The organism is Nocardia sp. NPDC020380 (genome assembly GCF_044386975.1).
Lineage (GTDB): Bacteria > Actinomycetota > Actinomycetes > Mycobacteriales > Mycobacteriaceae > Nocardia.
Genome location: NZ_JBIRVQ010000003.1, coordinates 442,456 through 460,021 on the forward strand (window position 1 = coordinate 442,456; position 17,566 = coordinate 460,021).

A 17,566-nucleotide genomic window follows, 5' to 3' on the forward strand; every position below is an offset into this window, starting at 1 on the left:
CGTGGTCAGGAGTCGAGTTTCTTCAGGGCTTTTTGGACGGTTAGGAAGGTGCGGGTGGTGACGTTGTCTTTGCCGTACTGTTTTTCGACCCAGGACATGTAGGCGGGGGTGCCGGGGGTGCTGTTGTCGAGGATGCAGAGGATGGCGGAGGCCTGGTGGTCGTAGGCGACTACCTGGATGTTGGAATCCGCGGGGCTTTCGGGGGGAATGGCCGGAGCCTCGGGGAGGACACCCTTGACGAAGGTGACCGTCAGATAGGTTTCGCGGCAATGGGTCAGGCCGGGGAAAGGGTCTGAGGTGACCAGGGCCTGGAGTTGGTCTCGGGTGCGGATGAGCGTGCCGCCGGGGATGCCCAGCTCGGTGTTCAGGGCCTTTTGGATGCGGGATTCCAGTGTGGCGGGCGGGGTTTCGCGGGTTTGGAAGGTTACGTTGCCACTGGAGAGGAGGGTTGTTACGTGGTCGTAGCCGAGGCCTTCGAAGACTGCGCGGAGTCTTTCGTTGCGCATGTTGGGGTTGCTGGGCATGATCCCGCGCAGGAAGGCGGCGTAACCGGTCATGGGTGCAACCTACCTGCGTGGGGGGACACGTTTCAGGAAGCGGCTACGCCGTTCTTCTTGCGTTCGATATCGGCGAGGGCTTCCAGTTGGGCGGCGCGTTTTTCGGCGGCGGAATCCCAGGCTTCCTTGCGGTTCTTGACCACGCGGGCGGGGGCGCCCACGGCGATGGAGTAGTCGGGGTAGTCGCCCTTGACCACGGCGTGGGCGCCGAGGACGCAGCCGCGGCCGACCCGGGTGGAGCGGAGGACCGTGACCTTGGCGGCGATCCAGGTGTCGGGGCCGATGCGGACGGGGGACTTGACGATGCCCTGGTCCTTGATGGGGAGGTTGATGTTGTCGGTGACATGGTCGAAATCGCAGATGTAGCACCAGTCCGCGACCAGGGTCGACTCGCCGATCTCGATATCGATGTAGGTGTTGACGACATTGTCCTTGCCGAACACCACCTTGTCGCCGATGCGCAGCGAACCCTCGTGGCAGCGCAGGGCATTGCCGTCACCGATGTGCACCCAGCGGCCGATCTCCATGCGGGCCAGGTCGGGGGTCGCGTGGACCTCCACATTGCGGCCCAGGAAGACCATGCCGCGCAACACGATATGCGGGTTGGCCATCTTGAACTTCCACAGGCGGTAATACCGCACCAGATACCAGGGCGTGTACGCGCGATTGGCGAGCACCCACTTCAGCGACGCCGCCGTGAGGAAGCGCGCCTGCTCCGGATCATGGCGTCGCGAACCCCGCCACCGCGAGCGCAGCGGTGCGCCCCACATACTCGTCACAGACTTCTCCCTGTAGTACTCTCCGGCCGTTTGAACGAGGGTATCGGTACCCCTCACAGGACACGAAAGTAGGCTGTGCTCCGGCTGCATCAGGCCCAGGGCTATCCAGAGACTTCCGTACTGGCAGAAGGGACACCAGCAGGTGCGAAGCGGCAGGCGGCAGACCGGACGTGACCATGCACCGCGAACCGGTCACGAGCCGGACGGTGGAACGACCCCGGACCGTCCGCGGCCACGCACCACCTCGACCGTCGCGCGCGCCCTGGTGGTCGCCGCGGTCGGCGCGGTCACGCTGAGCTCCTGTGCCTTCGGCAGCACCAAGTACGACGACATCACCGTCGGCGCCGGCAAGGGCTGGCCGCTCGCCTTCCGGGACGCCCGCAACAGCGGGTCGACTCCCGTCACCGGCTCGCGGAACCTCGGATTGAGCTGGTCGCGTCCCGTGGGCGGGCCGGTGGGCGCGCAGGTCACCATCGGCGGCGACGGGCAGATCTTCGTCACCACGCGCACCTCGTCGTGCAATATCTTCTCGTTCCAGATGCTCACCGGGCGCAAACGCTTCTGCAATCAGATGGGCCCCAGCGCCGTCTACGCCGGATCCGCGGTGGACGGCTCCGACAATGTGTATGTCGGCGACGACGGCGGCGTGTACTCGTTCAACACCATGGGCCAGCCGCGCTGGCGCACCCCGGTCGCGGGCGTGCCCGTCTCCGTGCAGTTCACCGGTGACGGGAATGTGCTGTCCGCCAGCCAGTTCGGGCAGCTCGACGTGCTCTCCCGGCAGACCGGCGACCGCGAGGTGCCGACCTTCCAGCTGCTCGGCGACCCCGACTTCCTGCAGGCGCCCGACCTGAACCGGCCGCCGGATGGGCAGGGCATCGAGGACTGCGCCGTCGGCGGGCCGCAATGCCCGGTCGCGAATGTGTCCGCGGTGGACGAGAAGTCGGGGCGCTTCTACGCGACGGTGTGGCAGCCCGGACAGGCGACGGCCGACCTGGTGGCGCTCACCTACGACGGCAAGGAGATTCGCCGCGACTGGAGCGCCGCCATGCTCGACGGCGGCAGCGCCACCAGCCCCGCACTGTCCTCCGACGGCAAGACCGTGTACATCGGCGACAACAGCGATCGGCTGATGGCCGTGGATGCGTCGAACGGGCACACCAAGTGGGTGCAGGATCTCGGATTCCCGGCGCGCGGGGGGATCTCGGTGTCGAACGGGCTGCTGCTGCCGGCCGGGGACGGCGGGCATCTGATGGCGCTGCGCGACAAGGGCGACAGTGCGGAGATCGCCTGGGAGCGCAAGGATCTCGAACTGCGCGGGCAGCCGGTGCAGACGGCGGGCGGGACCGGGTACACGGTTGCGCCGATGGGTGATCAGCTGACGCTGGTCACGTTCGATACTCGGTCGGGTGCGACCGTGCACTCGAATGATCTGCCGGGCGCGCAGGGTACGACCATCGGGACATCCGTCGGTGCAGACGGCGAGGTGCTCGTAACTACCCGCATCGGCGAGATCTTCGCATTCAAGCCCGAAAAGTAGAATCCAACTCTCGGGCTCTCAGGGGCTACGCCCCCGAACCCCCGAAGGCGTCGACGTTTTCGGCGATGCGCTGCAGCATGGCGAGCAGGTTGTTGTAGTCGTCCGCGCTGAGGCCCTCGGTGACGGCTTTGCGCTGCATCTGGATGCGGGCGAAGAGATCCGTATGGGCCGCAATACCTTCCGACGTGAGGGTGTGCACGGCTGATTCGTCGACGGTGACCCAGCCGCGCTCGATCAGTGCCGCGACATACGGTGCGGGCGTGGGGTCTTCGGCGTCGAGGAAGGGCGCGAGCGCCGTGCGCAGGCCTGCCGCGTCGATCGGCCCGCCGGCCAGCGTGTGCATGATCTGCCAGTGCCGGCGCTTCAGATTCTGGGTGGCGAGCAAGGTTACGAAGTTCGATTCGAGCGTCACGTCGATGTGCTTGAGCCAGTAGCCGATCGGTTTGGGTGTGTTTCCGTTCATGGTTCACTTTCAAGAACATGTCATATTACATATACATGTAAAGTAGCAAGTACTTGTACGATGTCAAGCATGGAACAGAGCGACCCCGCGATCGTCGCCATCGAACGCGCCATGGTGGCCATCCGCCGCAGCCAGACCCGGCGCGCGCTCAACCGGATCGCCGCCCGCAGCGGCGGCCCCGCGGTCGACCCCACGCTCTTCGGCGTACTCGACGCCGTGGAAGCGCACGCCGGCGACGCGACCGTCACCGATATCGCGACCACGCTCGGGGTGGATCAGCCGCGCGCCAGCCGCCTGGTGGCGCGCGCGGTCGCCGAAGACCTATTGGAACGCCACGCCGACCAGAACGATGCGCGCCGCGTCCTGCTGCATCTCACCCCGCGCGCCCACACCGTCCTGGATCAGGCGCATGCCAATCGGCAGGCCGTCTTCGCCACCGCCACGGCCGCCTGGCCGGAGCGTGACCGCGACGAATTCGCCCGCCTGCTCACCGCATTCGTCGCCGACTACCAGTCCCTCACGCCGCCCTAACCTTCGGGCCGGACGGAATCCAGGAGGGCCGTGGCGCGGGTGAGCATGTCCATCAACGACTTTCGCTCGGCGTCGGTGAATTCGTCGGCGAGGGCGCGTTCGACCTTCACGGCTCGTGCGTCGGCGGCGTACATGACCTTGCGGCCCTCGTCGGTCAGCGAGGTCTCCAGCACATTGCGGTGCCAGGCGTGCGGGGTGCGTTCGATGAGGCCGTGGTCGCGCATGTTGTTGAGGATGGTGTTCATGGTGGGCGGGGTGACGCCGCAGCGGCGGGCGAGTTCGGCGGCGGAGATGCCGGGGTTCTCGCTGAGTACGTAGAGGGCGGCGTATTGGGGGACGGTGACGCCCTCGTGTTTGAGGGTGGCGTTCTTCGCGCCCTGTAGCGCCTGTTCGGCGCGCTTGATGAAGCTTCCCAGCCGTTCCTCGATGGGCATTGACGTCACCTGGCGATGATAGCCCACCCGATCGTATGAATCTTGACGAGCATTAGACCTCTAACATATGTTCGCTCTCGCACTCCGGTGCCGGCTCCACCGAAACACGCGAAAGGCTCGAGCATGTCCCACCAGATCCGCCACTGGGCGGCGCCCACGGCCGCTGCGCTGCTGCTGGTCCTCGCGGCCTGCAGCAATGGCGACGCCGCGACGCCCGCGGCCACGCCGGCCGCCGATCAGATCAGCACGGCCTACCGGCTACCCGAGAACGCCTACCCGGAAAGCATCACGGTCGACCCGCGTACCGGCGACATCTACGCGAGCAACTTCCTCACCGGCGCGGTCTACCGCGCGAAACCCGGTGCGAGCCAGGCCGAAACCTTCCTCCCCGCGGGCACGGACGGACGCCGCACCGCCAACGGGGTCAAGGTCGACGCGGCCGGGCGGCTCTGGGTCATCGACCACACCGCGGGAGTCGCGGTGTACGACACCGGAACCCGCGCACTGCTCGCCCGCTTCGACGAACCCGCCACCGGGAACCCGTTCCTCAACGACCTGGCCATCACCCCGGACGGCAGCGTCTACCTGACCGACAGCGGACGGCCCGTCGTCTACCGCATCGGGCCCGACCGGCTCGCCGACGCCATCGCACACGGCGGGCACGGCGGCGAACTCCAGCCGTACGCCGATCTGAGCGGTGCGAAAAACCCTGGCGCGCAAACGCAGATGACCCTCAACGGCATCGCCGCCGACACCGCCGGGCATTATCTGCTGGTGGTCGACATGACCAACGGCGACCTGTACCGGGTGGCGCTGGGCGCGCAGCCCGCCGTCAGCCAGGTGGCCCTGCACGGCGGCAATGCCCTCGACGGTGACGGGCTCGAACTCGACGCCGACACCCTGTGGATCGTGCACAACAAGGGCAATGCCGTCAGCCGCTGGCACGTCACCGGCGATGGCGCGAATACCGAACTGCAGCACCGCGTCAGCGATCCGACGCTCGACATTCCGACATCCATCGTGCACGCCGGTGGCCGCGCGCTGGTGACCGTCTCACAATTCGACAAGAACGGGCCGTACGGGCCCGGCACCCCGGCCCCTTTCCGCATCGCAGAAATCACCCGACTCTGATGGAGCACACCATGACTCACCCCGTCGTTCCCGACAGCCACGCAGACCTGCTCACCCGGCCGCTGTTCGCGCATCTCGCCACCCTCAATGCGGACGGCACTCCGCAGGTGACGCCGATCTGGCAGCTCTGGGACGGGGAATTCCTGCGCTTCACGACCACCACCGATCGCGCCAAACACCGGAATACGGTGCGGGATCCGCACGTGGCGGTGAGCATCAACGATCCGGAGGCGCCGTACCGGTACCTGGAGGTGCGCGGGGTGATCGAGCGTATCGAACCCGATCCCGAGGGCGACTTCTTCGATGTCCTGGCGCAGCGCTACGGCCTGCCCTACGAGCGGCCCGTCGGCGACCATCCGCGCCGCGTCGTCCTGGTCATGCGGCCCACGCACGTCACCAAGCAGGGCTGAGACCGGCGCACGCGGTCGCGCGGCGCGAATCAGGGCGTCGCGCAGAGGAAGACCGTGGCCGTACGCCCGATCCTGGTGATCACCAGCGTGTACGGCTGCGTGCCGCGGGGTTTGATCCGCGCTCGCAAGGCGTCCGGATCGATATCGACACCGCGCGTGAGGATTTCGAGGGGGCCGCAGTCGCGCCGATGCAGTTCGGCGCGCAGCGGCTTCTCCTTGAAGTCCAGCCGGTCGAGAATCCGGAAACCCCGCACCCCCTCGGGAACGGTGTCGCCGGTCAGATACGCGATGCGCGGATCCAGCTGCCACAGACCGTGTTTCGCGGCGTAGTGCCGCACCAGACCGGCCCGCACCACCGCACCGTCCGGATCGATGATCCACTCCCCCGGCGCCCGCTCCGGAATATCGTCCGGGTCGGCGTCGGTGATCGTCCACGAATCACCCGCAGACGAGAGCACGCTCGCTCGCCGCGACACCCCGGATTCCGCCAATCCCGGTGTCCAGAGGCACGCTTCACGCACCCCGCCGTCGAGCGAGACGACCTCGACTTCCCCCTCCCAGGCGAGCTTGTCGAAATCCAGTCCGGGAGCGCACTTCACGGCCAGATCCCGCCCCACGTAAGCAGCCAGCAGATCCGGCAAGGGCGGCTGCAACTTCGCCGGATCATGCGTCCGCCGCCCGTCCGCCCGCCGCGCCGGATCCGCGATCACCACCTCCGCGACACTGCACGGCACCAGCGCATCCGCCTTGGCCAGCAACACTTTCCGGCCCTCGAGGTTGTGGGCTGCCATCGCGAGGCGGACGTCGTCCAGGTCGCTACCGATGACCGCGGGGCAGACCTGCGCCAGCTCGGCCAATTCCGCACCGACGGAACAGGTTACGTCGTGGATGGTCCGGCCGGCCAGGCGCTGAGCGCGGTGGCGTGCGACGGCCGCGGGGGTCGCCTGTTGCAGGGCGTCGTCGGTGAAGAGCCAGTCGGCCGCGGCGGGGAGTTTGATGACGGCGCGGCGGCGCAGGCGGACCGTTTCGACGAGGGCGGCGGCGCGGTCGCCGAAGGAGCGGCGGAGCTGCTCGAGGTCCTTGAGCAACGTGGCCGGGGTGAGGGCGAGGGCGCCGGTCTCGGTCAGCGCGGCCGTGGCGGCCGCGCTGCCGAGGTAGGCGACATCGTCGCGAGTGAAGGCGTAGCCCAAGGGATTTCGCCGGTCGTGACTACTTGGCGGAGGCGCCGGGCTTCACGCCGGTGATCATGGCGTTGTAGAAGAACTGGCGGGGCACGACGTGCCGCAGCACCTTCTCGTCGAGGGCGCTGAGCGCCAGCCAGGCCTTGTACTGGGCCATGCGGTAGCGGAAGGTCAGCTTGTCGGCGGGGACGGCGGCCTCGAAGGTGCGGACCGGCCAGCCCCACAGGGCGGCGGCGAACTCTTCGGTCTTGGCCTGCACCTCGACGGCGCCGGCGCTGCGGGCCATGGCCTCCAGGTCGGAGGGGTCGAAGGTGTGCAGGTCGACGACGGCCTCGAGGGCGGCGGCGCGGGAGGACTCGTCGAGCTCCTCCTGCGGGCGGCGCCAGCCGGACAGGAACGGCAGCTTGGTGATCTCGGTGGTGATCTTCCAGGTGACCTGGCCGAGGCGGCGCGCGTAGATGTTGCCGATGGTGGTCGGCTCACCCGCGAAGACGAAACGGCCGCCCGGCTTGAGCACGCGCAGGCATTCCTTGAGCGCCAGCTCCACATCCGGGATGTGGTGCAGCACAGCGTGACCCACGACCAGGTCGAAGGTGTCGTCCTCGTACGGGATGGTCTCGGCGTCGGCGACCCGGCCGTCGACCTCGAGGCCCAGGTTGAGGCCGTTGCGGGTGGCGACCTTGACCATGCCCGGGGACAGGTCGGTGACCGAGCCGCGCTTCGCCACGCCGGACTGCATCAGGTTCAGCAGGAAGAATCCGGTGCCGCAGCCGAGCTCGAGGGCGCGCTCGTAGGGCGCCTCGTCGGCGGGGGCGACGGCGTCGAAGCGGCCGCGGGCGTATTCGATGCAGCGCTCGTCGTAGGAGATCGACCACTTGTCGTCGTAGGTCTCGGCCTCCCAGTCGTGGTAAAGGACCTGGGCGAGCTTGTTGTCGCTATACGCGGCCTGGACCTCGGCCTCGGTGGCGTGCGGGTTCGGCGCGGGGTCTTCAGGACCAACAGTCATGCAGGGCAGCCTAATGAATACCCCGGTGAGACCTGTTATCGGGCCGCTTAACGGCCCGTGAACCGGGCGACTCCCGGACCGTCGACCAAATAGGAACGTGTTCCAACCAGCTGATCTTCGGAACCGAACAGCTCCGCCCACTCGGAACGCGCCCGATCATGCCCGTGCGTACCGGCCTCGAAGACCCGTTTGGCGGCCGCCAGCGCGAGACTCGGACCGTCCACGAAACGCTCCGCCCAGCGCATGGCCGACGCGAACACATCGTCCGGCGCCACCACCGCGTCCACCAGACCCAGCGCCGCGGCCTCCTTCGCATCCACGAAGCGACCCGAATACACCAGATCCTTGGCCTTCGCCGGACCGATCAGCAGACTCAACCGGCGGATACCGGCCAGCGGAATCAGGCCCGCCTTGATCTGCGGCAGGCCCAGCTTCACGTTGTCGCCGATGATGCGGTGATCCGCGCCCAGCGCCAGCTCCAGGCCCGCGCCCAGCGCATAGCCCGTAATGGCGGCCACCGTCGGCTGCGGAATCTTGGCCAGGCAGTTCAGCGCCGCCTGGAAATCGGGCACGATGGCCGCGGCGTGCTCGGGGGTCAGCGCGGCCAGCTCGGCCTGCTCGTCACCCGCCGAGAACACCCGTTCATCGCCATACACCACGACCGCCGAAATCGACGGGTCCCCCCCGATATCGGCCGCCGCGGAGGCAACCTCGAGAGCCACTTGCAGATCGATCAGATTCATCGGCGGACGCCCGATCCGGAGGACGGCGATACCTTCCGCCACGCCCCGGTCGACGGTCACGAATTCGGCCACAGAGCAACACCATACTGCCGTCTCCCAGCGGTATCGTGGCCACCTGCGTTACTTCTCGATCGCGGGGTTCGGATGCGTGCAAACGATGGGGTGCGGCTACTGCCGAGCGCACTCGCTCAGGTCGGTTTACCGGTCGCCCTCGCCACCGGACTCGAGACACATGTGCTGGTCGCGGGTCTGGCGGTCGGCTTCGCGGTGAGCACCATGCTGTGGAGCCTGCTCTGGGTCCGCGACGGAACGAACCGCGCATGACCAGCGAGCAGCGCCCCAGCGGCAGCGGAACACAGGGCACGGGCTGCGCCACCGTCGTACTCGTGCCGATCGCGCTCGTGATCGGGTTCGCGCTCGGCGTCATGGTGTGGATCTCCAGCGGCAGCGCGTTCGTCGGCGTGCTCGCCTTCGCCGCGGTACCACTGGTGACCGTGATCATCCTCGCGCAGGTGACGCGCCGCCGGTGACTACTCCGGACGCTGGGAACCGCGCAGGCGGGCCCGCTCCGGCAGGTCGGCGAAGTAGCGGTCGGCGTCCGGGAAGGCCAGCGCGGGACCGCGGCCGGACCCGTCGTACACCGGCATGATCGGGGAGATGGTGCGGTGCGCCGCGAGAATGTCTGCGGTGGAAGCGAATTCGGCGAGGGCGTCGAGCTGCGTCCAGGTGGGCGGGAGCAGCACGTCCAGGCCCTGCTTCCAGCGGTCGATCGCCTCCCGCGGTGTACTCCACGTGACGACCTCGGCCTCCGAGGTGGCGCCGTCGGCCAGCTGGCCCCCGGGCAGGACGGCCACGAAGAAGCGGGTGTCGTAGCGGCGCGGTTCGACCACCGGGGTGATCCAGTGATCCCACGGACGCAGCAGATCCGCACGCAGGACCAGGTTTTCGCGAGTCAGGAACTGGGCGAAGGAGAGTTCGCGGCGTTCCAGCCGACCGCGCGCCTCCGCGTAGACCGAGGTGTCGGAGACCACCGAGTCGGCGGTCGGGCCCGCCAGCAGGACCCCGCACTCCTCGAAGGTTTCACGGACCGCGGCGCACACCAGCGCCTGGGCGCGCGCCGCGTCCGTGCCGAAACGCTCTGCCCACCAGGCGGGTTCGGGACCGGCCCAGTCGAGGGACACCTCCGCGTCCGAGGGGTCGACGCCGCCGCCGGGGAACACGGTCATGCCGGCGGCGAAGGCCATGGCATTCACTCGGCGCTGCAGGAATACCTCGGGCCCGTGCGCCCCGTCGCGCACCAGCACCACGGTCGACGCGTCCTTGACGGGCGCCGCGGCGGGCTGGGAATCGGGCTGGATAACGGTCTCGCTCACCTTTCGCACACTAACCGTTGCCCCGGGCAAGCAACAGAACCTGATTCGGTCTCAGTCGGTCAGACGCACGGATCCGGTGCGGGATTCGATGACGAAGCCGGTCTCGGTGTCGGCGCGGCGACTGAAGGTGGCCTGAAGTTTGCCGGTCTTGTAATCCTGGATCTGACTGATCACCGTGCCATTTTCCTCGGTCCACGTCACGAGAAAGATGCCCGCCTCCACCGGCACCACCGCCACCGGCGACGTGGTCTTGCGGCCGGTATCCGCGGCGATGAAGGTGAGCGACTTCCCGTCACCGGCGAAGGTCACGGTGCCGCCGGAACCGGAATCGTAGGTCAGCTGAACCGTTTTCCCCTCCAGGTCCGAGGGGACGGCGGCGGGGCCGAGACTCGCGGCCGCATGGGATTTGGAGACCTGCTGCGGCGCGGGCGGATCGGCTACACAACCGGTCGCGGCGAGTGCGACGGCGACGAGCGCCAGCGCACCGATGATCCGGCCCAACCCCTGCTCCCTCCATCCACCCTATTTGCGGACAGTTTGCCTGCCGGATGGAGGAGATGCAACGGCAGCGCGCCGCAAAGAACGCGCCGTAAAGAAGTCAGCGCGTACGGTGCCGTCCGAAACGCTGCGAACGCCGGGCGAAGTAGCGGCCGTCGATCCGATCCAGCTGAATCGACTGGTGGAACGCCTCACTCAGATTCTCGGAGGTCAGCACATCCGTCAGCAGGCCCTGCGCCACCACACTGCCCTCGTTCAGCAGCATGCCGTGCGTGAAGCCCGGCGGAATCTCCTCCACGTGATGCGTCACCAGCACCGTGGCCGGCGCATCCGGATCAGCGGCCAGATCGCCCAGCCGCTCCACCAGTTCCTCACGCCCGCCCAGATCCAGGCCGGCGGCCGGTTCGTCCAGCAGCAGCAGTTCCGGATCGCACATGAGCGCGCGGGCGATGAGCACCCGCTTCCGCTCGCCCTCCGACAGCGTGCCGTAGGCGCGATCGGAAAGATGTTCCGCGCCCAGGCTTTCCAGAATGTCGATGGCCCGATCGGTGTCCATCTCGTCGTAGCGTTCCCGCCAGCGGCCCATCACCGCGTACCCGGCCGACACCACCAGATCCGCGACCTTCTCGTCCAGCGGCACCCGGCTCGCCACCGCCGCCGACGACAGGCCGATGCGCGGGCGAAGCTCGTTGATGTCGACCCGGCCCAGGGTCTCCCCCAGCAGATTCGCGACGCCCGAGGTGGGATGCATCTCGGCCGCCGCCATGCGCAGCAGCGAGGTCTTCCCGGCGCCGTTGGGACCGAGCACAACCCAGCGTTCGTCGAGTTCCACCTGCCAGGTCACCGGGCCGACGAGGGTATGGCCCGAACGTCGCACGGTGACATCGTTGAAGTCGATGAGCAGATCTGGATCCGGTTGCGGCACGGGGTCCATCTTGGCCCACCGCCCTGGACGATCGTCAACGTGGTGGGAAAACTCGATGCGTGTCCTTTCCCATAGTTTGCGGGCGTGCAGGGAATTCACCAGGGGCGCTGTCGAATTCCGGCGAACCCTGCGATAGCTCGCCGTCCTCGCGGCGACCGGCCTCGGACCGCGTCGACCGGAACATGCGAGCCAGGATGAGTGCCACCGGAATCGAGAGCACCACCCACACGATGAGAATCACCAGCAGTGTGTTCATTTCCGTTGGTTTCCTTTCGGAGGAAACTCGTGCACCGCGGCGGCGTTCACGCCACCGCGATCACCGTTGTCGAACCGGGCGCCACCTCGGTGAAACCGGCATCACGCACCGGCACCGCGGTACCGTCGGCGACGCGCCGCAGCAAACGCGCCCACCGTCCGGGATCCGCCTCGGCGACCGTGCAGCGAAAACCCTGTCCGGCCCAGGCATATGCCCGCTGCACCGGCATGGCGCCCGCGAGCAGCATGCTCGCGTGCCCGACCTGTGCGGCGGCCTTGCCTACAGTCATACCCAATTCTGCATTCACCCACAGCACCGGGAATTCCGAATCAATTACTCCCAGCTCATCGGAAGGTAGTTCGGTGCCGCCTATCTGCAGGCGTTTGATCCGCGGATCGATCTCACCGACCGGTCCGGGCACCAGCGCCCGCGCCCGCGCGCCCGCGAATTCCACGGTGAGACCGTCGACTTCCTGCGCGGCCAGCCATTGCGCGCCCCGGGCACGGCGCGCAACCTTGCGAATGCGGGAACGCTTCCAGCCCAGGTAGCGGTCCTGCCATTCGCCTTCCGGACCGACCCGTTCGTCCAGGCAGAGCGTCACCACCGCCATGGCCGCGGCCGCCAGCAGCGCGCTGCGGGCGGGCGGATCGGACTTCTCGATGTGCAACACCATTTGCATGGCCTGCACCAGTGCGGGATCGTCCGGGTCGCCCCCGCCGCCGTAGCCGCGCGCCAATTCGGCGTGCCTGGCCGCGAATCCGGCATCGATGGTGGACTCGATACTGGACACCCGGCATCACTCCTCGACTACAACGATTGACCCCCGCCAGCTTAACCATCAGCCGAAAAGTCGCTGCCACACCGGTTTCGATGGCGCGGATGCGCCGTCTATTGCACCGTGAGATTCACCGTGAAGGTCTTGGCCGGCGGCACACCCTGCTCCCAGGAACGTTTGTATTCCAGTACCAGACGCGTGCTGCCCGGATTGGCGGCGACGAAATTCAGCACCGACTTACCGCCCACCCCGACCTTGCCGTCCGGATTCGGGTCCTGTTCGTATTCGGCCGCGCCATTCTGCTTGACGATGTTCTGATCGAGATCGGTCAGCGCCCAGGCGAATCCGGTGGTCGGATTCGCGACGAGGGTGACGACCAGACCCTGACCGGCGGCCAGCGTGATCGCCTTACCGTCGGAATCCGCGCCGATCTGCACGGCCGGGTGCGCGTCCGGGGTCGGTTTCACCGCGCTCGTGGACGCGGTGGTGGTGGCAGCGGGCGACGTCGTCTTCGACGCATCGCTCGAATCGTTCTTCCCGCAGCCGGCCACCATGAGCAGGCCGGCCAGCATCATCAGCACGGGTGTACGCATGCGCATCGAAGCCTCCTGAGTGCGACCGGAATACACCGACCACGCTACCCAGGGCAGCCGCCTACTGTGTCAACGGCACGCGGCGGATACCGCCGTCACTCGCGTCGGCCGCCTCCACCTCGTCGCGGGTGACGCCCAGGATGAACAGCACCGCGTCCAGGTACGGGTGCGAGAGCGCGGCATCGGCCACCTCGCGCAGGGCGGGCTTGGCATTGAAGGCGATGCCCAGGCCGGCCGCGTTCAGCATGTCGATGTCATTGGCGCCATCGCCGACCGCGACCGTCTGATCCATGGCCACACCGGTTTCCGCGGCGAAACGGCGCAGCGCCACCGCCTTCGCCTCGCGGTCCACGATCTCGCCGAGCACCTTGCCGGTCAGCTTGCCGTTCAGCACCTCGAGGGTGTTGGCCTGCACGAAATCCAATTCCAGCTCGTGCGCGAGGGGTTCGATGACCTGACGGAAACCGCCCGACACCACACCGCAGCGGAAACCCAGCCGGCGCAGCGTGCGGATCGTGGTGCGCGCGCCCGGGGTCAGTTCGATCTGATCGGCGACCTCGTCGATGACCGAGGCGTCCAGGCCGGCCAGGGTGGCGACGCGCTGGCGCAGCGATTCGGCGAAGTCGAGTTCACCGCGCATGGCGGCCTCGGTGACCTGCCGGACCTCGTCCTCGACGCCGGCGTGCGCGGCCAGCATCTCGATGACCTCGCCCTGGATCAGCGTGGAGTCCACGTCGAAGACGATGAGCCGCTTGGCGCGGCGGGCCAGGCCCGCGCGCTCGACGGCGATGTCCACGCTCTCCTTGGCGGCCACGGCCGACAGGGTGGTGCGCAGCTTGGTCTCGGTGTCCTCGCCCGCTTTCGGCACGGTGACCAGGAGTTCGAGGCCGGTCACCGGATAGTCGGCGATACCCCGGATGGAGTCGATATTGACGCCCTGCTCGGCCAGCTTGCGCGCGATCCCACTGAACGCGCGAGCGGTGACCGGACTACCCAGCACCACCACCGCATGCGTCGAAAGCCGCGCGCCCGCAACAGAATTCGCGCCGATCTCGACATCCACATTCATGCCGACAGTCGCCATCGCGTCCTCGAGCTGATCCTGCAGCGCCTCCGGATCCGTCGGGCACGACACCAGCACACCCAGAGTCAACCGCCCCCGGATCACGACCTGCTCCACATCCAGCAAGCTGACGGCATTATTGGACAGCGCCGCGAGCAATACCGACGTCACGCCCGGCTTGTCGGGCCCCGTAACCGTGACCAGAACAGTCGTCTCAGCGCTCCACCTCCCTGCGCTTGTGCTCAATCGATAACTCCGTTCTCGCTGACCTCACCACCACCCGCCTAGCGGCAGCGCAGCTCATTCTGTCAGGTGCCCGACCGAACACCCGCGCCGCCCGCCGCGCTGGTGGCGGGTATCACGCCCCGAGCAGCCGGGCCGCGCCCGAACACATTTCCCCGAGCACCTCGGAGACCGGGCGGATCGCACGGATGGCCCCGACACCCTCGCCGGCATCCACCGGCGCGATATCGAGGTTGTCGGCAGCGATGGCGGCAACCAACTCGCCGCGCGCCGCGGCATCCTCGGCCAGCGCGGCCTCATGGCCCGACCAGCGGGAGGTGAAGGAATTGCGCAGGACTCGCGTGGGGAACCTTGCGGGCCAAGGCAATCCGAGCCCGACATCAACTGCGCGGGTCAGCACTGTGGCACCGCCCTCGGCAGCGACAAGGGCAGCTCGACCGGCATCGGACAGCAGCGATTCCGTGCACGCGGCGAGGCAGGTCCCGAGCCAGGCGCCGCTCGCTCCCGCGGCCAGCACCGCGGCCAGGCTCGCAGGCCCGCCGACGCCGCCCGCCGCGAGCACCGGAGTCTCGGCTACCGCGAGCACTTCGTCCAGCAGTGGCAAGGTCGCCAGACCTGCCGCACCATGCCCGCCACCCTCTTCTCCACGAGCGACGAGCAGATCGATCCCGGCATCCTGTGCGCGACGCGCGTCCTCCGCATCGTAAACCTGTGTCGCCGTGCGGATTCCGGCATCACGCACGGCCGTCACCCACGACAGGTCGGTACCGAAACTGACCGAGATCAGCGCGGGCAGGGCGGCGATGGCCGCCTCGAGCAGCCCCGGCCGCGCCGCGACCACCCAATCGACGAGGCCGATACCGAACCGCCCCGCCAAATCCTGCACATGCGGCAGTTCACGTTCCAGCGCCGCCACCGATCCCCCGCTGCCCATCCCGATCATGCCCAGTCCCCCGGCCGCCGTGACCGCCGCGGCGAGCCGCCCGCCCGCGACGCCACCCATGGGCGCATTGACAACGGGCAGCGGCAGTCCGAAGTCCCTAGACCACGGTGTGGACAGGATTTCAGTGGGGTTGGGCATGTGATCCTCCGGCGTCAGGCGGCGGCTGTGTCCGGGGTGGGGGTGTGGCGGCGGTCGGGGCGCCAGGTGGGGAGGGGGATGCGGAAGACTCGTTCGGTGTCTCGGGCTTCGGAGAGGTCGCGGACTCGGCCGGCCAGGAGCATGGTCAGGGTGACCATACCGAGGATGGTGTCGGGGGCGTCGCGGTCTACGACGGGCATGCGGTCTATGTCGTTGTCGGCCATGACCATTGCTATGTGGCGGAGCGTGTCGTCGGGGTGGGCGACCAGGGGTGGGATCACGAATTCGGAGAGAGGGACGTCGACCGAGCCGGTGTGGACCGCCATTTCGAGGGCCGAGCGGGTGACTACGCCGGCGAGGTGGCCTTCGGCGTCCTGGACGGGGTAGAGGCGCTGGTGGCGGCTGCCGCGGTCGTCGGGGTTGTAGCCGGACAGGCCGGAGAGGGCGGAACCGGTGGTGACCTCTTCACGGAAGGTGTGGACGTCGGTGCGCATGACCTCGCTGACGAACAGGATCTCCAGGGGGTCGACGTCGTATTCGCGGGAGAGGTGGTAGCCGCGGCGGGCGATCTTCTCGGTGAGGACCGAACGCTTCAGGAGGAGGACCGAGACGGCGTAGGCGGTCGACGCGCCGATGATCAGAGGCAACAGCGCATCGAAGCGGTGGGTCAGTTCGATGGCGAAGACCACGCCCGTGAGCGGCGAGCGCATGACGCCGCCCAGCACACCCGCCAGCGCGATGAGCGCCCAGAAGCCGTGTCCGACAGTCGGGAACACGTGTGACTCCAATGCGCCTAACGCCCCGCCGATCATGAACATCGGGGCCAGCACGCCACCGGAGGTTCCCGAGCCGAGGGACAGCGACCAGATGAGCGTCTTCACCACCAGGATTCCCACGACCAGTCCCAGTCCGATGGACCCGTCCAGTTCCGCGCCGATCACGTCGTAGCCGACACCCAGCGCCTGCGGCACGAACAGCCCGCCCACGCCGATGATCACGCCGCCGATGGCCGGCCACCACATCCAGTGCACGGGCAGCCGCCGGAAACCGTCCTCGGACGCGTACACCAGCGTGGTGGCGACGATGGCGAGCAGTCCGGAGGCGATGCCGGACACCACGCACAGCAGGCACGCCAGCGGTGTCACATGCAGTGTGCCCGGGCTGGGGAACAGCACGCCGTGTCCCATGATCGGCGCGCGCAGCAGCGCCGCGACCGAGACGGCCGCCGCGACGGGAATGAAACTCCGTGGCCGCCATTCGAACAGCAGCAGTTCCACCGCGAGCAGCAGCGCCGCGAAAGGCGTGTTGAAGGTGGCCGTCATGCCCGCGGTCGCGCCCGCGACCAGCAGCGTCTTCCGTTCGTCCGCGGTGAGGTGGAGGAATTGGGCCAGCAGTGAGCCGAGCGCGCCGCCGGTCATGATGATCGGCCCTTCCGCGCCGAACGGCCCGCCGGTGCCGATGGACACCGCCGCCGAGATCGGCTTGAGCGCCGCGACGCGCGGCTGAACCTTGCTGCCGCCGAGCAGGATTGCCTCGATGGCTTCGGGCATGCCGTGCCCGCGAATCTTTTCCGAGCCGTAGCGGGCCATGACCCCGACGATGAGTCCGCCCACGATGGGTGCGCCCAGCACCAGCAGCGGATTGTGGTGGATCGCGCCCGGCGCCACCAGTTTGGTGTCGATGCGCTGATAGAACACGAGATTCGTGATCAGCCCGATGAGCCGGGAGAGCGCCCAGGCGGCGCCGGTGCCGAGTGCCGCGATCGGTACGGCCAGGGCCGCGATGTACAGCATCCGGGGTGTGGCGGTGAAGTCCGCCAGATGTCCTACGTCGCGGATCTGTTTCCCGCTGGCGGTCTGTTCTCCCATGTCCGGCACTCCAATCCCTCATCCGTGCACATAGCAACTGTTGCACAGGACATTGGAAATCACCTAGCCGGGGCTGCAGATATACGAAAGCGGCCCCGGGCACTGTGCAGTGCCCG

General features: G+C 67.9%; 22 protein-coding genes. 6 read left to right on the forward strand and 16 right to left on the reverse strand.

The features are described from left to right. Positions 1 to 5: 5 nt before the first annotated feature. Positions 6 to 557: a DUF1697 domain-containing protein gene (locus ACH438_RS09570; protein ID WP_397003132.1), complete on the reverse strand. Its 552-nt coding sequence runs from the start codon at positions 555 to 557 to the stop codon at positions 6 to 8. A gap of 32 nt (positions 558 to 589) precedes the next feature. After that, a complete protein-coding gene (locus tag ACH438_RS09575) occupies positions 590 to 1,336 on the reverse strand; it encodes an acyltransferase (protein WP_397003134.1) in 747 nt (248 codons plus the stop codon). A gap of 142 nt (positions 1,337 to 1,478) precedes the next feature. Here ACH438_RS09575 and ACH438_RS09580 point away from each other — a divergent pair, with 142 nt between their 5' ends. Next, positions 1,479 to 2,876, forward strand: coding sequence for a PQQ-binding-like beta-propeller repeat protein (locus ACH438_RS09580; protein WP_397003136.1), 1,398 nt, complete (start codon positions 1,479 to 1,481; stop codon positions 2,874 to 2,876). 25 nt (positions 2,877 to 2,901) lie between these two features. On the opposite strand, the gene ACH438_RS09585 is transcribed toward ACH438_RS09580, so the two are convergent. Further along, positions 2,902 to 3,339 carry a MarR family winged helix-turn-helix transcriptional regulator gene (locus ACH438_RS09585; RefSeq protein ID WP_397003138.1) on the reverse strand — a complete coding sequence of 146 codons (438 nt, stop codon included), beginning with the start codon at positions 3,337 to 3,339 and terminating at the stop codon, positions 2,902 to 2,904. Between the two features lie 69 nt (positions 3,340 to 3,408). Here ACH438_RS09585 and ACH438_RS09590 point away from each other — a divergent pair, with 69 nt between their 5' ends. After that, a complete protein-coding gene (locus tag ACH438_RS09590; protein ID WP_397003140.1) occupies positions 3,409 to 3,870 on the forward strand; it encodes a MarR family winged helix-turn-helix transcriptional regulator in 462 nt (153 codons plus the stop codon). Here ACH438_RS09590 and ACH438_RS09595 read toward each other — a convergent pair. Beyond that, positions 3,867 to 4,304, reverse strand: a complete 438-nt coding sequence (locus tag ACH438_RS09595; RefSeq protein WP_397003722.1) for a MarR family winged helix-turn-helix transcriptional regulator — start codon at positions 4,302 to 4,304, stop codon at positions 3,867 to 3,869. The two genes, ACH438_RS09590 and ACH438_RS09595, sit on opposite strands and share 4 nt — an antisense overlap. Positions 4,305 to 4,427: 123 nt before the next feature. Between ACH438_RS09595 and ACH438_RS09600 the strand changes: the two genes are divergently transcribed. Both ACH438_RS09600 and ACH438_RS09605 read left to right on the forward strand, forming a co-directional pair. Beyond that, positions 4,428 to 5,435: an SMP-30/gluconolactonase/LRE family protein gene (locus ACH438_RS09600; RefSeq protein WP_397003143.1), complete on the forward strand. Its 1,008-nt coding sequence runs from the start codon at positions 4,428 to 4,430 to the stop codon at positions 5,433 to 5,435. 11 nt (positions 5,436 to 5,446) lie between these two features. Continuing rightward, positions 5,447 to 5,845 carry a PPOX class F420-dependent oxidoreductase gene (locus ACH438_RS09605; protein WP_397003145.1) on the forward strand — a complete coding sequence of 133 codons (399 nt, stop codon included), beginning with the start codon at positions 5,447 to 5,449 and terminating at the stop codon, positions 5,843 to 5,845. 29 nt (positions 5,846 to 5,874) lie between these two features. Here ACH438_RS09605 and ACH438_RS09610 read toward each other — a convergent pair whose 3' ends face one another. Genes ACH438_RS09610 through ACH438_RS09620 form a run of 3 tightly spaced genes read right to left on the reverse strand, consistent with a single transcriptional unit; the run spans position 5,875 to position 8,847 of the window. Beyond that, on the reverse strand, positions 5,875 to 7,035 hold the full coding sequence (locus ACH438_RS09610; protein ID WP_397003147.1) for a class I SAM-dependent methyltransferase: 1,161 nt from the start codon (positions 7,033 to 7,035) through the stop codon (positions 5,875 to 5,877). 19 nt (positions 7,036 to 7,054) lie between these two features. Further along, the gene (locus ACH438_RS09615) at positions 7,055 to 8,032 is read right to left on the reverse strand and encodes a class I SAM-dependent methyltransferase (protein WP_397003149.1); all 978 of its coding nucleotides are present in this window, start codon (positions 8,030 to 8,032) and stop codon (positions 7,055 to 7,057) included. A gap of 47 nt (positions 8,033 to 8,079) precedes the next feature. After that, positions 8,080 to 8,847, reverse strand: coding sequence for an enoyl-CoA hydratase-related protein (locus tag ACH438_RS09620; RefSeq protein WP_397003151.1), 768 nt, complete (start codon positions 8,845 to 8,847; stop codon positions 8,080 to 8,082). Positions 8,848 to 8,919: 72 nt separating this feature from the next. On the opposite strand from ACH438_RS09620, the gene ACH438_RS09625 reads away from it, so the two are divergent. Both ACH438_RS09625 and ACH438_RS09630 read left to right on the forward strand, forming a co-directional pair. Then, positions 8,920 to 9,099, forward strand: coding sequence for a hypothetical protein (locus tag ACH438_RS09625; protein ID WP_397003153.1), 180 nt, complete (start codon positions 8,920 to 8,922; stop codon positions 9,097 to 9,099). Further along, positions 9,096 to 9,305: a hypothetical protein gene (locus ACH438_RS09630; protein ID WP_397003155.1), complete on the forward strand. Its 210-nt coding sequence runs from the start codon at positions 9,096 to 9,098 to the stop codon at positions 9,303 to 9,305. The genes ACH438_RS09625 and ACH438_RS09630 overlap by 4 nt, the downstream gene beginning before the upstream one ends. Here the strand turns inward: ACH438_RS09630 and ACH438_RS09635 are convergent, their stop codons facing one another. From ACH438_RS09635 to ACH438_RS09675, 9 genes are all read right to left on the reverse strand, one after another. After that, positions 9,306 to 10,148, reverse strand: a complete 843-nt coding sequence (locus tag ACH438_RS09635) for an NUDIX hydrolase (RefSeq protein ID WP_397003158.1) — start codon at positions 10,146 to 10,148, stop codon at positions 9,306 to 9,308. It lies immediately after the preceding gene. Between the two features lie 51 nt (positions 10,149 to 10,199). Continuing rightward, on the reverse strand, positions 10,200 to 10,649 hold the full coding sequence (locus tag ACH438_RS09640; protein ID WP_397003160.1) for a MoaF-related domain-containing protein: 450 nt from the start codon (positions 10,647 to 10,649) through the stop codon (positions 10,200 to 10,202). A 97-nt stretch (positions 10,650 to 10,746) separates the two neighbouring features. Beyond that, positions 10,747 to 11,580: an ABC transporter ATP-binding protein gene (locus ACH438_RS09645; protein ID WP_397003163.1), complete on the reverse strand. Its 834-nt coding sequence runs from the start codon at positions 11,578 to 11,580 to the stop codon at positions 10,747 to 10,749. Positions 11,581 to 11,605: 25 nt separating this feature from the next. Further along, positions 11,606 to 11,827: a hypothetical protein gene (locus tag ACH438_RS09650; protein WP_397003165.1), complete on the reverse strand. Its 222-nt coding sequence runs from the start codon at positions 11,825 to 11,827 to the stop codon at positions 11,606 to 11,608. Between the two features lie 46 nt (positions 11,828 to 11,873). After that, positions 11,874 to 12,617, reverse strand: coding sequence for a peptidyl-tRNA hydrolase (locus ACH438_RS09655; RefSeq protein ID WP_397003167.1), 744 nt, complete (start codon positions 12,615 to 12,617; stop codon positions 11,874 to 11,876). 98 nt (positions 12,618 to 12,715) lie between these two features. Continuing rightward, a complete protein-coding gene (locus tag ACH438_RS09660; protein WP_397003169.1) occupies positions 12,716 to 13,201 on the reverse strand; it encodes a protease inhibitor I42 family protein in 486 nt (161 codons plus the stop codon). Between the two features lie 55 nt (positions 13,202 to 13,256). Beyond that, complete coding sequence (gene serB, locus ACH438_RS09665; protein WP_397003171.1) at positions 13,257 to 14,504, reverse strand: phosphoserine phosphatase SerB; 1,248 nt, start codon at positions 14,502 to 14,504, stop codon at positions 13,257 to 13,259. 112 nt (positions 14,505 to 14,616) lie between these two features. Then, positions 14,617 to 15,564: an NAD(P)H-dependent flavin oxidoreductase gene (locus tag ACH438_RS09670; RefSeq protein WP_397003724.1), complete on the reverse strand. Its 948-nt coding sequence runs from the start codon at positions 15,562 to 15,564 to the stop codon at positions 14,617 to 14,619. Positions 15,565 to 15,596: 32 nt separating this feature from the next. Further along, entirely contained in the window at positions 15,597 to 17,450 is a 1,854-nt protein-coding gene (locus ACH438_RS09675) for a chloride channel protein (protein ID WP_397003173.1), read from the reverse strand. Positions 17,451 to 17,566 lie beyond the last annotated feature (116 nt).

Bases quoted from the DNA above. Each gene is read 5' to 3' on its own strand.
- ACH438_RS09570 (WP_397003132.1), bottom strand. From the start codon at position 557: ATGACCGGTTACGCCGCCTTCCTGCGCGGGATCATGCCCAGCAACCCC.
- ACH438_RS09585 (WP_397003138.1), bottom strand. From the start codon at position 3,339: ATGAACGGAAACACACCCAAACCGATCGGCTACTGGCTCAAGCACATC.
- ACH438_RS09590 (WP_397003140.1), top strand. From the start codon at position 3,409: ATGGAACAGAGCGACCCCGCGATCGTCGCCATCGAACGCGCCATGGTG.
- ACH438_RS09595 (WP_397003722.1), bottom strand. From the start codon at position 4,304: ATGCCCATCGAGGAACGGCTGGGAAGCTTCATCAAGCGCGCCGAACAG.
- ACH438_RS09600 (WP_397003143.1), top strand. From the start codon at position 4,428: ATGTCCCACCAGATCCGCCACTGGGCGGCGCCCACGGCCGCTGCGCTG.
- ACH438_RS09605 (WP_397003145.1), top strand. From the start codon at position 5,447: ATGACTCACCCCGTCGTTCCCGACAGCCACGCAGACCTGCTCACCCGG.
- ACH438_RS09615 (WP_397003149.1), bottom strand. From the start codon at position 8,032: ATGACTGTTGGTCCTGAAGACCCCGCGCCGAACCCGCACGCCACCGAG.
- ACH438_RS09625 (WP_397003153.1), top strand. From the start codon at position 8,920: ATGCGTGCAAACGATGGGGTGCGGCTACTGCCGAGCGCACTCGCTCAG.
- ACH438_RS09630 (WP_397003155.1), top strand. From the start codon at position 9,096: ATGACCAGCGAGCAGCGCCCCAGCGGCAGCGGAACACAGGGCACGGGC.
- ACH438_RS09645 (WP_397003163.1), bottom strand. From the start codon at position 11,580: ATGGACCCCGTGCCGCAACCGGATCCAGATCTGCTCATCGACTTCAAC.
- ACH438_RS09650 (WP_397003165.1), bottom strand. From the start codon at position 11,827: ATGAACACACTGCTGGTGATTCTCATCGTGTGGGTGGTGCTCTCGATT.
- ACH438_RS09660 (WP_397003169.1), bottom strand. From the start codon at position 13,201: ATGCGCATGCGTACACCCGTGCTGATGATGCTGGCCGGCCTGCTCATG.
- ACH438_RS09675 (WP_397003173.1), bottom strand. From the start codon at position 17,450: ATGGGAGAACAGACCGCCAGCGGGAAACAGATCCGCGACGTAGGACAT.